A 14,588-nucleotide genomic window follows, 5' to 3' on the forward strand; every position below is an offset into this window, starting at 1 on the left:
AAGGCTCCTGCAACTGGCGCAGGGGCTTTTTTTTGTTTCAGGCCCTCCAGTTGATCCTAAAGCCGTTGAACATGGCGTTGAAGTAGAACCGTGCATCTATCGCCTCTTTTTAACCCGGCAACTCAATCGTGCCCATCCAGAAATGACCAAAGCAATCGTGTCGGCGTGTATGGGCCTTGTCTCATTCAGACTGGGTCTGGACTTTGTCCATAAGCCGTGTCAAACTATCGTCTGAACTGGCGTTTTGAATTGCTCAGACAGACCTTCGGAAATAAGCAATAAATTAGGACATGAGCACATCGATGGATACGCGTATTCTAATCGTGGACGATCATCCCATCTTTCGCATGGGCATGCAGGCCTTGATCAATCAGGAACCCGGACTCACCGTATGCGGCGTGGCCGAGAACCTTTCCATGGCGCGCGCCGCCCTTTCGGATTCGTCCCCGGACATGGTCATCGTTGACATCAGCTTGGACGGTGATAACGGCCTGAACCTGGTACGGGAAATTTCAGGCAGTGATCGGCCGGTTCCGACCCTAGTGCTCTCCATGCACGATGAATCGGTATGGGCCGAACGGGCCATCCGCGCCGGTGCCCGGGGTTACATCATGAAAAAAGCGGTTTCAGAATCGGTGATTCATGCCATCCGGGCAATTCTCAAGGGACACATTCACCTGAGCGATGCCGCCGCCACCTGTTTGCTGGGGCGCTTCCAAAAACGACCGGACATGGTCGCAGCGCCCATAGAAAACACCCTCACCGACCGCGAGTTGGAGGTTTTCCGTCTTTTGGGGGCTGGCCTTTCAGCCCGTGATATCGCTTCGCGGTTAGGGTTGAGCATAAAAACCATCGGTACTTACCGGGACCGCATCAAGGAAAAACTCTGTGTGGCCACCTCGGCCGACCTGGTACGCCGCGCGGTATTATGGCTGGAACAAAACCCGTTCAATCCCATTGAAAATGAATAGCTAATTAGAATTCCTCCAGGGCCTTAACATAATGTTTTGATTTGCCATTTTTCCTGTTGTAGGCAGTTGACCTACAAGCGCCTCATCTGTTTTCTTCACCCAAAAACCGCCCGCGACCGATTTATCGGGATTTGGATCAGTAGTATGGTTCCTGACAGTGGTCTGTTTTTCTCTCAATGTCCCCATTATGCGATTATCTTTTTAAGGAGGTATGCCATGACTGTCAGACTCATTCCCCAAACCCCGTCAGCCTACGGATTTCCCCTGCTGATCAAGAACATCCTGCGCAACCCCTTGATTTACTATCCGGACCGGGAGATTATCTACCGCGACAAGATGAAATATACCTATGTTGAGCTTGACCGGCGCGTCAAACGATTGGCCAATGCATTGACCGCACTGGGCGTCAAGCAGGGAGACACGGTGGCCATGATGGACTGGGACAGCCATCGTTATCTGGAATGTTTTTTTGCCGTGCCCATGATGGGTGCTGTACTGCATACCATCAACATCCGTCTCTCACCCGAGCAACTGATCTATACCATCAACCATGCCGAGGACGACGTCATCCTGGTCAACAAAGAATTCCTGCCGCTTCTGGCAGCCGTACAGGATCAGATGAAAACCGTGAAAAAAATCATTCTGCTTTCCGATGACGGCACCCTTCCGGATACGCCGGTACACCTGGACGGAGAATACGAGAAGATACTGGCGGCGTCAGCGTCCACCTTCACATTTCCGGATTTTGACGAAAATGCCATGGCCACAACGTTCTACACGACCGGCACCACCGGATTGCCTAAAGGGGTGTACTTCAGCCATCGCCAGATTGTGCTGCACACTTATGGGATGATGTCCGCTTTATGTGCATTCGAATCCCAGGCCGGCATCAATTCCGGTGACGTATACATGCCCATGACGCCCATGTTCCACGTGCATGCCTGGGGAATCCCCTACGTTTGTACCATGCTGGGCAACAAGCAGGTTTATCCGGGAAAATACGAACCCGACGTCCTGCTCAAGCTGATCGTCGACCATAAGGTTACGTTTTCTCATTGTGTCCCCACCATTATTCACATGCTGGTCAATAACCCGATCATCAAACAGCTTGATTTGTCCAACTGGAAAGTCCTCATCGGCGGTAGCGCACTTCCCCGGGGCCTTTGCAAGACAGCGCTGGAAAATGGCATCAACATCTACTCAGCATACGGCATGAGTGAAACCTGCCCCTTGTTGACCATGGCCAATTTGAAGTCGCACATGTTCACCTGGGATGCGGATCGACAGATTGAAGTACGCTGCCGAACCGGACTGCCAATCCCCAACGTACTTCTGGAGGTGGTGGATCCCAACGGCGACCCCGTGCCCCACGACGGGCAATCCGTTGGCGAAGTGGTTGTACGCACCCCGTGGCTGACACAAGGATATGTCGGCGATGGGGAAAAAAGCGAGGCATTGTGGGAAGGCGGATGGCTGCACACCGGTGATATCGGATTCATTGACCCGGAAGGCTACCTTCAGATCACCGATCGGGTTAAGGACGTGATCAAGACAGGCGGGGAATGGATTTCATCGCTGGAACTGGAGGATATCATCAGCCGTCACCCGGCGGTCAGTGAGGCTGCCGTCATCGGCATTCCAGATCCCAAATGGGTCGAACGCCCATTAGCGTTGGTAGTGCTCAAGCCGGAAGTAGCGGACACGATCACCCCCGATGAACTCAAGGCCTTTTTTGCCAAGTTTGCCGACGATGGGGTAATCCCCAAATATGGTATACCGGACCGCGTGGAAGTTGTCGAAACAATCGCAAAAACCAGTGTGGGCAAAATCAATAAGAAGCAGTTGCGTTTGGACTATCAATAAACCAATAAAAACGGATTTATCAAGCAGGCTTTTAGAGCCTGTTTTGGAAGTCTGGATCAGGCCCGATAACAAGGCGGAAAGTGGCTCGAAAGCGGAGCATATATGTAATATGTGAGCATTTTGAGCCACTTTCCAACGCCGTTAGCGGGCCTTAGACGGATTTACCAAACAGGCTCTTAACGGGTAGTGCCCGGCAATCCATCCCACCCCCAATCATGGCCGGGGTGCAATTCATGCCCCCGGCCGTTTTATCCTTGTGGCTGGATGCCGCCTGGCATGTGCAGCGCTGTAGAAAGTCGCCAAGCAGGCCAAATGGCCGATGCTATTCAAGGTGGTGGATAATGGAATCGGTAAGCGAGTCATCATCCTTTTTGAAAAATGGAATCAACTCGGCCGCCACCTCTTTCAGGGATTTGATTTTCTTCTCTTTCATCACCCCCTGGATGGTTTCCACACCTTCTTCGATAAGCCGCAGCCCCTCGGCAATTTTAATCACATCCTGTTTTTCCATGGTCTTCTCCTCTCCTGGGTACGAAAATCGATCTTGGTCCCAAATGAAAGCAGTCTAAACACTTTCCAACAGGGTGACAACCTATTTTTGGACGGGCCTTGCCCCAATGCGATAGTGTTTAAGATAATGTTTTTGGCAAGGCCAGAGGGAGGAGGCCGTACAATCAATACTGCGACGACCGATAACGAAGCTCAAAAAAATCATCTTGGATGCTATACAACATTGGGAATTTGTCAGGGTCCTTCAGGCCGTTTATAATTGGCCACATAATAGTCACTGATAAGATGGCGGTTTTTAAGCGTCTCTCCCATGGACCTGGCCTCGTCCTTGGTCTTATAATGCGAAATGCGCACTTTAAACCAGGTCCTGTTATTTCCCTTGTCCCTGGTCCAATAGGCATCCAGGCCCTGCTTTTTTAGTTGATCCACGTGGCTGCGGGCATCGTCTTCTTTCAAGTAGGCCGCCACCTGCAGGGTAAAGGGATCGCTTACCGGCGTCACCACCGGATCCGGCGCCTTTTTTTCCACCGGACTCAAATTTTGGGCCAAATGCAGGCCGGTACTGACCGCCAGCCATCCCACGCCAACACTGAACAGTCCCATGACCGTCCATTTAATGGCCGTCCTGACCTGGCTGGACAGCAGCATCGTTTTTACGTGGCCCGCCCCGGCAAGGATCGCCGAAAAGACGTTGCCAATGGTCAAAAACGTTCCGGCCAGCGCCTTGTACAGCAGGGGGCCGATAAAAAGCCCCGACATCCGCTTCTTGGAACGTGATGAGAATGTTTTCCCTTCTGCGATTTCGGGCGAAAATCGCAATGCCATTTCCTGTCTTTTGGTTGGTTCCGTATCAGAGAGAATCGATTCGGCCTTTTCCAAAAGGGGCATCATCAACGGCGTGGAATGGACCAGATAGCAGCAGGCGGCGATCCCCTCCAGCAGTCGGGAATCGGTCCGTCCCTGTTCATGGGCCCTTAAATAGACCTCAAGGGCAAGGTTATCCGCCCGCTGCTCAGCAAGAAAAAGATCGGTCATGTGGCTTAGCAGCTCGTCCGGCAGGGAATCCTGGCTGTCCACCAGTTGCCGAAAGGTTTTCAGCGCAGCAAAATCACAACACCCCTGGACAAGATAAAACTGGGCCAGCATCCGCTGGATGGTCATATCCTCAGCATGGTTCGCACTGATATCGGCAGCGATATCATATGACTGTCGGGTGGTGGATCGGCCTTTTAAAATTCTTTCCAGCCACTTTATGGCGGCCTCCCGGTCACGGGGAAAATGGCGCAAATAAGTGGCGATAACCGCATCGGATGATGGTTCAGAATGCGATTGCGAAAGCTGGAACCGGGCCAGTTGAGCGAGCAGTTGGGTGGCCGGTGCTTTTCTGGAAAACGGAGAAAAGTAATAACTGTTTAACGTGGCTTCAGCCCGGGCTAGCGCCTGCCGGGCTTCCCGCGCCATACCGGCACGTGCCCAAACGGTCGCCTCATCGCTCAGGCGGTTCAACCGCCGACGCCCGATGGTGGCAAACACGATGCCGAGCAACCAGTAAAAGATAAGAATGAAAAAAAAGGCGGGACCGATCATTAACCCGGGGCCAAAGGTGCTGGCAAGCAGGGGCAGGATCACCAGTGCCGTCAGCCCGCCTAGCATCAGTGATGCCCACATCCGTACAGCCAGGTGTTTGAACGCCAGTTCCATATCAAGAGCGTCCTTTGCGAAGTGCCACGGAAATCGGATCTTCGGTCCAGAATCCGGCCCAGGATCCGTTCTCCGGATTGACTTCTTTAATGTAAATGTCGGCCGGCATGGTAAAGCTGCGTGCCGGTTCGCCCTGAGTAGCCTTTTTCATGTACTTGCCCCAGATCGGTGCCGCGCCGCGGCCACCGGTGATCCCGCGGCCTTGTTTGTCACGCATGCCGTGTCCCCGGTCAAAACCCACCCATACGGAGGTGCTCAGATTGGGTGTAAAGCCGGTAAACCAAGCGTCATGGTAGCCATTGGTGGTACCGGTTTTACCAGCAGCCGGCATGGTAAAGCCCAGACGCCGGATGATCTTGCCCGTACCGGACTCGATCACGCCGGCCATCATATCCACCAGTTGATAGGTCGTCGACTCGTTGAGGACCCGCTCACCGGTAATGATGTGCTCCTTCAATACCTGTCCATTGACATCCTCCACCCGGCGAATCAGAAACGGAGGATGGCGCACACCACCCGAGGCAAAGGTGGCGTAGGCGGCAGCCATCTCCAGGGGACTGACGCCAAACGTACCCAAGGCCACCGAGTGAACCGGATTCAAAGGACTGGTAATGCCGCAGCGTCTGGCGGTCTGAATCACCTTTTCAGGGCCAATGGCGTCGACCAGTTGCGCCGCCACCGTGTTGACCGAGTCGATAAAGGCCTTTTTGATCACCATCGGCCCTTGAAAAGTGCGCTCGAAGTTGCGCGGCTTCCAGGGCGGGCTGCCCACTACGGAAATCACGACCGGCTTGTCAACGACAACGTCGGCCGGTGTTTTGTTCAGGCCTTCAAACGCGCTATAGTAAAGAAATGGCTTGAACCCGGATCCGGGTTGACGGTTGTTTTTCAGGGCCCGGTTGTAGGGCGTCTGAAAATAATCGCGTCCGCCCACCACCGCCTTGACCGCTCCGGTCTTGACATCCATGGTAACCAGGGCGCCCTGAAGTCCATTGTCATTTTCCGAAGCGCTATCGGGCGCCTGGTCCTCAATGTCCATTTGGGCTTCAAGTTCGGCAATTCCTTCCTGAAGGGCTTTTTCAGCCAGTTTCTGCAACCCCACATCCAGGGTCGTGTAGACCCGCAACCCCCCGTGGTAAACCACTTCAGGTCCATACATCTGTTCCAGGGATTTCATCACCGCGTCCAGAAAGTAGCTGTCCACCCGCAGTGCCCGGGCATGGCCGCGCAGTTTGAGCGGCGCGGCTTTTGCCTCGTCGGCTTCCTGCTGGCTGATCACACCGGTATCGACCATGCGCTGGAGTACCACCGATTGGCGGTGCCGTGCACGGTCCAGGTATCGGAACGGATTGTAGTGCGTCGGCGACTTGGGCAGGCCCGCCAAAAGGGACGCTTCAGCCAGATTCAGCTCACCGGCCGATTTTCCGAAAAACGTCCGCGAGGCCTGGCTGATGCCATAGGCACCGACGCCAAAGGGAATTTGATTGATGTAGGCCTCCAAAATTTCCTGTTTGGGAAACTGAGCCTCGATCTGTATCGCCACCAAAAACTCCCTAAACTTTCGCATGTACGTCTGCTCGAAACTGAAAAACAGGTTTTTGGCCAATTGCTGGGTAATGGTTGAGGCACCCTGAACCCGGCCCTTTTCAAAGAGGGTGATCCACAACGCCTTAATAGTGCGCAACTTGTTGATTCCGCGATGCTCCCAAAAATGGTGATCCTCGGTGGCCAGAATGGCCTGAATGAAGCCGTAGGAGACATCTTCCAGGGCCACGGTCTCTCGCCCCCCAATGGTTAAAATGCGCAGGCCGTCGTCACTGAAAATTTCCGTTGATGGGGTATCATTGATGCGACCGATGGGCTCGGGCACCTGGGGCAAATCCTTCACGGCCACCAGAAATAGTGCAAACATCCCCATGGCTGCAAACGCGGCGACGATTGCACCCAGGTAGATCAACGCGCTGGCAGTTCGAAAAACGCGCAAAATGGGCGTCACAACTAGTGTTCTCCTCTAAAATCCGGCCAACGTCTCTTTTTTCGAGTGGACTTTAACAGCCGCGGCTCGAGCAGTTGGCGCACCTTCCAGACCGCCCATTCCTGACCATTGGCAAACAGGATTTGCACCCCTTCAGCGGTCTCTATTTCAATGGCCATTCGAATTGTATCCGCTTGGACTTCATCACTGATCCCCACTCGTGTGGGATTGCCGTCGGCAGACAGAATGGTCTCCGGCTGAGGCAGTGCGGCCTGCTGCACATCGGTTGGAAGTGAGCTCAAGGCCATAAAGAAGCGATCGGCCGGGTAAATACGGCCGGCAAATTGGGGTTGATTGTCCAATGTCCCCGTCATTACCGGGGAGTTATTGGCGGTGGCACGAATCTGATTGTCGGCCAATGTGGTAAACGTCAGCACGTTGTTGCCGTGGTCCAACAGGTAAATACCCACTTGGGCATCTTCCCGCTCAAGGTAAACCCGTTCCCAGTTTTTTTCGGCACTGATGCGCAGCATCAAAATAGGCGAGAAAATACTGCGTGCGACACTATTTGGAATCTTGCTGTAAAGCTTCTTAAATTGATCGGCGGAAATCATGGCGCCCTGGGAAGTCGCCAGACTTTCGATCAACTGATTCAGTGACGTCGCCTCGCGCGCTTCGCGTTGAGCGGTCAGTTTTTTGGTTGCCATTTGTTCCAAGGTTTGGGTGGCGACCTGTTTCAAGCGGCCCTGCTCCCATACATTACCCGATTCAGGTCGGTGGCTGTTGGTAACCACAAGATAACGCCCCACAAGAATCTCCAACCAACTGAAGCGGATCTCGGAAATGGCGATGGAAAGGATGATGAGCAATAAAACCACCCCGCGCAAACTGAATCCTTTCAGCATCCATGCTTTTATATCCCGTGGTTCCGAGCAGATTATCATACGGCCCCTTTTGGATTACCCTTAAATGGTACGCCTTACAGCAATTTAGTTAATCAGGGACAACATTGATCAATCATTCGTTTTTTACACCATTCAGCGAAAATGATAAAGGGTGGGAAATTGTGGGGCACATCCGCACAAAGCCAAGGGATCTTGATCGATGATGGGGATTGATGGTGTTAAGGTGGTAAGGCCTGCCGCCATGCAGCTCAAAATGGTTGGGATGCCATCGCAAAATGGACACAACGGGTCAACCACCTGTCGGCGGTGCATCAGCGTGTTTAGAAGGGCTTTAAAGTGAAGGCAAAAAAGGATTTATGGCAACCGGAATCATGAATTGGACGCCAAAATATCCTTGAGGTGTCCTTTCTCGTAAAGCGATTTGAAGACCTTGATGACATCGGGATCGAATTGGGTGCCGGAACCGCCGTACATGATTTGAAGGATCTTGGACTCCTCCATTTTCATCCGGTAGGCGCGATCCGAGGCAATGGCATCATATACATCGGCCACAGAAAGGATGCGGGCCAGCATGGGGATATCCTCACCGGCCAAGCCATCGGGATATCCCTTGCCGTCTATGCGTTCATGGTGACATTTGATAATGTTTTTTTCCCGGTCCCACAACCCCAGCCGCTCAACGATATTGGCACCAATCACAGGATGTTCTTTGATGATGCGAAATTCCTCTGGGGTCAAGCGCCCGGGTTTGAGTAAAATATCGTCCCGGATGCCAATTTTTCCGATGTCATGAAGTTGACCGGCAACATTCAAGATATCCTGTTCTTCTTGGCTGCCGCCCATGGCCTCGCACAATGCGATGGCGATGCGGGTCACGCGGTTGGAGTGCTGCTCGGTATATGGATCACGGGCTTCAATGGCCTTTACAAAAGCGTACAGTGTTGCAAACAGGTTTTCGTAAATATTTTCATAAAGGGCGATGTTTTCGATGGCATAGGCGGCCTTGTTGGTCATAAAAGACATGTAGTACAGATCTTTTTCTGAAAACCGGGTATCCCCGTTTAGAACAGATACGGCCAGAACACCAAATACCTTACTGCGGATATTCAGTGGAACCAGCATCAATGACCGGATATCCTTGGGCAGGCTCAGCAGGTCACTGTTATTGTGAATCAAAAGCGGTTTGTTTTCTTCACTGTTTTCCAATATCAGTGGACTGATATCCATATTGGGTCTATCGGCATTCGTCACCAACGACATCTCGCCGTTCCCGGCAACCGCCCGAGCCACCTGCACCGGTCTTTGTATGGATTCGTTGATCACATAAAAGCTGGCCTCATCAGCGTGGGTCAGTTCAGTGGAAAGGTCCACGACCCGCTTGAACAAATCGAAACTGGAACCGATCGCGGTAAAATCGGTCATGATGCGATTGAGCGTATTGAGTTCCTTGACTTTGTAGGTCAGTTCCCGATTGAGCGTTTCAATACGCTGCTTGCCCTCGACTTCCTTGGTCAAAAAAATGTTTTTGATGAACAGCTGCCGTTCCCGCAACACCCGCTTGACGCAGAGTTCTAGTTGGTTGAGATTGACGGGTTTGATCAGGAAGTCGACAACACCATTTTTTAGCGTACGAATGGTATTGTCCAGGGAGGGATAGCCGGTCATGATGATCACGGGGATGGTGTTATCCACCAAACGGATGTGTTCGGCCAGTTCGAGCCCGTCCATTTCCGGCATGTTGATATCGGTAAAACAACAATCGATTTTGCGGTTGGCAATGATATCCGCCGCAATCCGCCCGTTCTCGGCAGTAAGAATATTGTAGCCTTTTGCTTTGAAGTACTCGGAAGCAACCTCCAAGATGCTTTCTTCGTCATCAACAAACAAAAGCGTTTCTTTATTTGTTTCTGTCATCCGATCGATATTGCTTTGGGTTGATGGGATCAAATCACTGACGCTCTTTTCCGATCGCTTGCCGCGAATGCCAATCATGCCGGCTACGAGTCTGATATCGGCAGCTCAGATTCAAACTATAGTGTTTAAGATAATGTTTTTGGCAAGGCCAGAGGGAGAAAGCTGTATAATCAATACCGCGACGACCGATAACGCAGCCCAAAAACATTATCTTGAATGCTATAAAGGTATTCTATAGGTAGGAATCCTAACAAATTGTACCTCTGCAAAAAGGCTTGACGCCTGCCAGGACTTGACGATAGTTCTGTTATCTTTTTTCAATCAGGAGCCGCGTAAAATCAATTATGGTACCTATCCCTGATCGCCCCTTGAATATCTGTCTGCTGAGCTATCGGAGCAATCCCCACTGCGGCGGTCAGGGGGTCTATCTGAAGAACCTTTGTCGGGCGCTGAAAGATCTTGGCCATCATGTGGAAGTGGTTTCAGGGCCGCCGGACCCCCTGCTGGATCCTGACATTCCCCTTTGCCAGCCGGCCTGTCTGGACCTTTATAATCCGGAACATCTGTTTCGGGTTCCCACCCTTCGGGAGCTGACGGACCCGGTGAACTTGATGGAGTGGGCGGGGGTTTCCACCATGGGGTTTCCCGAGCCATTTACATTTGGATTCCGTGCCCAACGGTATTTGCGCACCCGAATGCGCCGGTATGACATTGTCCACGACAATCAAAGCCTGTCGTATGGTATCTGGTCCATCGCCAAAAAAATTCCGACCATCGCCACCATTCATCATCCGATCACCGTGGACCGCGAAATTGCCATACGGGCCGTGCGTCCATTCTGGAAAAAACTTAAACAATGGCGCTGGTTCTCTTTTATCGGCATGCAAAAACGGGTATCACGGACACTCAGGCGCATCATTACGGTTTCCCAGTGTGCCCGCCAGGATATCGCCAAGGCATTTCGCATCCCCCAAGAACGCTTCTGTGTGGTCCCCAACGGCATCAACACCCGGCTGTTTTACCCCATTTCAGACATCCAGCGCGAGCGGGGACGCATTATTGTCACCAACAGCTCGGATGTACCGTTAAAAGGGCTTTACTACCTCCTGCATGCGGTGGCGCAGCTTGCCCGGCAGCGCACTGTCCGATTGGTGGTGGTGGGGACCCCCAAAATGAATGGGGGTATTGCACGGCTGATCCAGCGATTGGGTATCGGCCACCTGATCCATTATTTAGGCCACATCAGTGATGATGAATTTGTCCGCCAATATGCCCGTGCATCCATGGCTGTTGTAGCGTCTGTGTACGAAGGTTTTGGATTGCCGGCCGGCGAGGCCATGGCCTGCGGGACGCCGGTGATCAGTACCACAGGCGGTGCCCTGCCCGAGGTGGTCGGTGATGCAGGGGTGTTGGTTCCCCCAGCGGATTCCACGGCCCTGACACAAGCCATGGCCGATTTACTGGACCACCCGGAGCACGCCGCTGAATTGGGCCGTCGCGGCTACAAGCGGGTCTTGCAGCATTTTACCTGGCAGCGGGCTGCTGAAAAAACCGTGGCTGCCTACCATGAGGTGCTTCGTGATTACGGTCGACTTTAACCGCTTGTCAGTGCACCCGGGTGCCTGGATCCTGGACGTGGGTTGCGGTTCGGGTCGCCATACTGCGGCGGCTTACCAGATTCAGGACGCCAGGGTAATGGGTGTGGATCTGAATCTGGACGACCTTGGCGAAGCCCGGCAGCGCCTTCGGTTCCACGACCGCCTGGGCGCTCATGGGGGTGGAACCTGGGCCTTTGGCGCCGCAGACGTCACCTGCCTGCCTTTTAACGATGCGTGTATTGACCTGGTGATCTGCAGTGAAGTGCTGGAGCATATTCCGGATCATGAAAGGGCAATCCGCGAGCTGGTGCGGGTGCTAAAACCCGGCAAACCCCTGGTGGTCAGCGTTCCCCGCTTTTTTCCTGAACGCGTTTGCTGGGCCCTTGCCAAAGACTATTCCCAGGCCAACCAGGGCCATGTTCGTATTTACCGCAAAAAGAAGCTGATCGATCTGTTGGTGCGGGCAGGCACTCATTTTCAGGGCTATCACCATGCCCACAGCATCCACACCCCTTTTTGGTGGCTCAAGTGTCTGATCGGCCCCACCCGCACCGATTCGACACTTGTGAACCTTTACCATCGCCTGCTGGTTTGGGACATCATGCAAAAGCCCTGGATCACCCGGCTGGCGGATCGTCTGCTCAACCCGCTGATGGGTAAAAGTCTGGTCGTATATGTGCAGAAAAAAAAAGGGCACCGAAGGCTGACCCCATACCTCGGTGCCCATTATTGAGTCGCTGGCTACCCGAAGACACCCCAACCAAACGCAAGGGTCCAGACGATCGAAAACGCCAGTACACCAATCAGCCACATATCTTCTTTTTTCATATTCCCCCCTTTTTGTATTTATTTTTGCCCAAACAAGGGTCGCATGGATGAGAAAATGGTACGGATGATTAAGTTCCTTCAACCTTCAACCTTCCACCTCCAACCTTCAACCTTCCACCTTCTACCTCCCACCTTCCACCTTCAACCTCCCCACCTACAATTTCATACCTCTTTGACCACAATATGGACCTCTTCATCGGCCCGACGAATCTGTTCCTGATTGGTGGTGGACATTTCAGCCTTGAAGCAAAGCGCCCACATCATGACGATGCCTAAAATCCACCAGACAATCTGCCAGGACCACAGGGCTGGAAAGCCGCAGAACGAAAATGCGTTATTGCCCAACAGACAAGCGGGTCCGATGGCAAAAAAGAACCATAGCGGAACCACCAGTTTCATCCATTTGCGCCATTTGCGGCCATTTTCAGAAGGGGCATCCACACTATCGAGCCAGGCGCGCACCTCAGCTTGTCGCTTCTGGGTTTCCTCGGTGTCCTTGGCGCCCAATCCTCGGCACAAATAGGCAACGGCCAGGCCAACAAACAGCCCCCAGAAGGCCGTGTGCATGGACAATGGATAGCGCCACACATAGTAGGTGAGAAAACAGGCCACGATGCCGGCAATCATCCCCAGCGTCGCGCCAATGCTGGGAATTCGCCATCCCCAGTGCACCCCCAGCAAAAGCAGATACATGAGAAACCCAAACGCCGTGGCAAATCCGCCAATCATGACAATGGCATCTCGCGCGGTGAGGCTGACCACGACGGCAGCCAGGGTGACGGCAGTGGACAGGGCGCGATTGACCCAAATCTGCTCGGCATGGCTGGCATTCCGTTTGCGGATGTAACGCCAATACACATCGCGAAGCAGAATCGTGCCGCCGGTGCCTATATACGGGGCGGCGGTCGAATGGATGGCGGCGATGGCTCCTAAAAAAACCAATCCGAGTACCGGCCCGGGAAGAAACTGGGTCATGAGCATGGGAACCACATCACCGTCCACCTTGGGTGCAATGACGCCTTCCAGTTCCAGGATTTTAGCACCCAGCCCCTGAAAAGAGGCAAAGTAGAACAAGGCCACGCCGACAAGAAATGTGGACATGAATACCTGTTGCCAGGCTAGTGGTTTGGGCGACTTGATGCCAAAATTCCACAAGGTGAAGGCGGGAGAACTTTGGATCCCCATCAGCGCGAACATGTAGGTCAGGATCATGATCGCCGTCCATCCCCCGCCCAGCCCGAAATGAATCAGGCCCGGCACTTTGGTGTAGTGATCATCAAGGGCCTTGATCTTTTGCGAAAAGGCAGACCAGCCGCCAATGATATCTGAGGTAATGACGAAATAACCGAGCAGAAAAATCCCGCCGACCAGCAGCAAAAATTGGATCACGCCCACCCAGGTACTGGCCTTGAGCCCGCCCGTGACAACATAGAACCAGACAATGGCGGCCATGATGATCAAACCGACCGTTTGAGGGACGCCGGCCACCCAATAAAAAAGGGCCGCGGCTGAAATCAGCTGCAGCCCGGAATAGAACATGGAGTACAAAAAGGCGGTGATCACCGTTAGCCAGCGAACCGCCTCGTTGTTATAGTAATAGGCGAACATGTCGCCGGGGGGGGGCGGGGGTGACAAATCCGTATCGCTTGCCAAGCAGCCAATTGCGCTTGGCAAAAAATGCGCCGGTGATCGGAATCGTCAGCACATAAAATGAGGCAAAGGCATAGGCCATTCCCTGGCTCCAAATCTGCCCTGGGTGGCCGACAAACGTCCACCCGGAAAAAGACGCTGCCGTGGCGGCCATTAAAAATGCGATAAAAGGAATCGACCGTCCGGCAATTGCGTATCCGGACGAGGTCTTTTCGGTGAAATACCCTTTCAATCCCCAATAAAAACAATAAACGATATAAATGCCCAGCATGATGTAAACCCAGGCTGTTCCGCTCATTGGATCGCCCTCCTTTAGTTTTGTATTGGAAATGATGCGGTGTGGGTTGTCAGTACAACCACGGCTCCTATCCAGATGGGTTCGACCTCCTTTCCTGTGTGTTTTTTTTAAAAACCAGGACGCCGGTACTGCGATAACGCTTTTCACGCCCTGAGCAGTTGTTGCTTAAAAATTTTTCAGGTTCATTTCCAACTAAGAGGCTTCAACGGCCAGTCGACGGTGCACATGGCAAGACACCGCAGGAAAAGGGCCGGTATGTTTCCGGCGGTGTCTTGCCGGCATTGCCTTCAGGCAAAGAAGGACATTAATACCCATTAAAAGTATATTTTTACATTTTGTCAACTATTAAATGTACTTTTTTACATCGGCGAGATA

The 14,588-nt window shown here is 52.9% G+C and carries 11 protein-coding genes; 4 read left to right on the forward strand and 7 right to left on the reverse strand.

Annotated elements, in window-relative coordinates; translation table 11 throughout:
* Positions 1-302: 302 nt before the first annotated feature.
* Positions 303-971, forward strand: coding sequence for a response regulator transcription factor (locus Dvar_RS27110; RefSeq protein WP_419656256.1), 669 nt, complete (start codon positions 303-305; stop codon positions 969-971).
* A gap of 216 nt (positions 972-1,187) precedes the next feature.
* Positions 1,188-2,834 (forward strand): fatty acid--CoA ligase, encoded by a 1,647-nt coding sequence (locus tag Dvar_RS27115; protein ID WP_419656257.1) that lies wholly within the window; start codon positions 1,188-1,190, stop codon positions 2,832-2,834.
* 322 nt (positions 2,835-3,156) lie between these two features.
* Here the strand turns inward: Dvar_RS27115 and Dvar_RS27120 are convergent, their stop codons facing one another.
* From Dvar_RS27120 to Dvar_RS27140, 5 genes are all read right to left on the reverse strand, one after another.
* Complete coding sequence (locus Dvar_RS27120; RefSeq protein WP_419656258.1) at positions 3,157-3,345, reverse strand: hypothetical protein; 189 nt, start codon at positions 3,343-3,345, stop codon at positions 3,157-3,159.
* A 233-nt stretch (positions 3,346-3,578) separates the two neighbouring features.
* Positions 3,579-5,045 carry an SPOR domain-containing protein gene (locus Dvar_RS27125; RefSeq protein ID WP_419656259.1) on the reverse strand — a complete coding sequence of 489 codons (1,467 nt, stop codon included), beginning with the start codon at positions 5,043-5,045 and terminating at the stop codon, positions 3,579-3,581.
* A 1-nt stretch (position 5,046) separates the two neighbouring features.
* Entirely contained in the window at positions 5,047-7,041 is a 1,995-nt protein-coding gene (locus Dvar_RS27130; protein WP_419656260.1) for a transglycosylase domain-containing protein, read from the reverse strand.
* Positions 7,042-7,043: 2 nt separating this feature from the next.
* Positions 7,044-7,925, reverse strand: a complete 882-nt coding sequence (locus Dvar_RS27135) for a hypothetical protein (protein WP_419656261.1) — start codon at positions 7,923-7,925, stop codon at positions 7,044-7,046.
* 369 nt (positions 7,926-8,294) lie between these two features.
* Positions 8,295-9,839 carry an HD domain-containing phosphohydrolase gene (locus Dvar_RS27140; RefSeq protein WP_419656262.1) on the reverse strand — a complete coding sequence of 515 codons (1,545 nt, stop codon included), beginning with the start codon at positions 9,837-9,839 and terminating at the stop codon, positions 8,295-8,297.
* Between the two features lie 344 nt (positions 9,840-10,183).
* Here Dvar_RS27140 and Dvar_RS27145 point away from each other — a divergent pair, with 344 nt between their 5' ends.
* Both Dvar_RS27145 and Dvar_RS27150 read left to right on the forward strand, forming a co-directional pair.
* Complete coding sequence (locus tag Dvar_RS27145; protein ID WP_419656263.1) at positions 10,184-11,437, forward strand: glycosyltransferase family 4 protein; 1,254 nt, start codon at positions 10,184-10,186, stop codon at positions 11,435-11,437.
* Positions 11,418-12,170, forward strand: coding sequence for a methyltransferase domain-containing protein (locus tag Dvar_RS27150; protein WP_419656264.1), 753 nt, complete (start codon positions 11,418-11,420; stop codon positions 12,168-12,170). Before Dvar_RS27145 ends, Dvar_RS27150 begins: the two co-directional genes overlap by 20 nt.
* Before the next feature lie 257 nt (positions 12,171-12,427).
* Here Dvar_RS27150 and Dvar_RS27155 read toward each other — a convergent pair whose 3' ends face one another.
* Together Dvar_RS27155 and Dvar_RS27160 are read right to left on the reverse strand one after the other, a co-directional pair.
* Positions 12,428-13,900, reverse strand: coding sequence for a sodium:solute symporter family protein (locus Dvar_RS27155; RefSeq protein ID WP_419656265.1), 1,473 nt, complete (start codon positions 13,898-13,900; stop codon positions 12,428-12,430).
* Complete coding sequence (locus Dvar_RS27160) at positions 13,854-14,213, reverse strand: sodium:solute symporter family transporter (RefSeq protein WP_419656267.1); 360 nt, start codon at positions 14,211-14,213, stop codon at positions 13,854-13,856. The genes Dvar_RS27155 and Dvar_RS27160 overlap by 47 nt, the downstream gene beginning before the upstream one ends.
* Positions 14,214-14,588: the final 375 nt, after the last annotated feature.

This window comes from Desulfosarcina variabilis str. Montpellier, assembly GCF_048565275.1.
Classification (GTDB): Bacteria; Desulfobacterota; Desulfobacteria; order Desulfobacterales; family Desulfosarcinaceae; genus Desulfosarcina; species Desulfosarcina variabilis.

What these genes read in the sequence shown, in the direction of transcription:
- Dvar_RS27110 (WP_419656256.1), top strand. Translation starts at nt 303, where the DNA reads ATGGATACGCGTATTCTAATCGTGGACGATCATCCCATCTTTCGCATG.
- Dvar_RS27115 (WP_419656257.1), top strand. Translation starts at nt 1,188, where the DNA reads ATGACTGTCAGACTCATTCCCCAAACCCCGTCAGCCTACGGATTTCCC.
- Dvar_RS27120 (WP_419656258.1), bottom strand. Translation starts at nt 3,345, where the DNA reads ATGGAAAAACAGGATGTGATTAAAATTGCCGAGGGGCTGCGGCTTATC.
- Dvar_RS27160 (WP_419656267.1), bottom strand. Translation starts at nt 14,213, where the DNA reads ATGAGCGGAACAGCCTGGGTTTACATCATGCTGGGCATTTATATCGTT.
- Dvar_RS27135 (WP_419656261.1), bottom strand. Translation starts at nt 7,925, where the DNA reads ATGCTGAAAGGATTCAGTTTGCGCGGGGTGGTTTTATTGCTCATCATC.
- Dvar_RS27140 (WP_419656262.1), bottom strand. Translation starts at nt 9,839, where the DNA reads ATGACAGAAACAAATAAAGAAACGCTTTTGTTTGTTGATGACGAAGAA.
- Dvar_RS27125 (WP_419656259.1), bottom strand. Translation starts at nt 5,045, where the DNA reads ATGGAACTGGCGTTCAAACACCTGGCTGTACGGATGTGGGCATCACTG.
- Dvar_RS27145 (WP_419656263.1), top strand. Translation starts at nt 10,184, where the DNA reads ATGGTACCTATCCCTGATCGCCCCTTGAATATCTGTCTGCTGAGCTAT.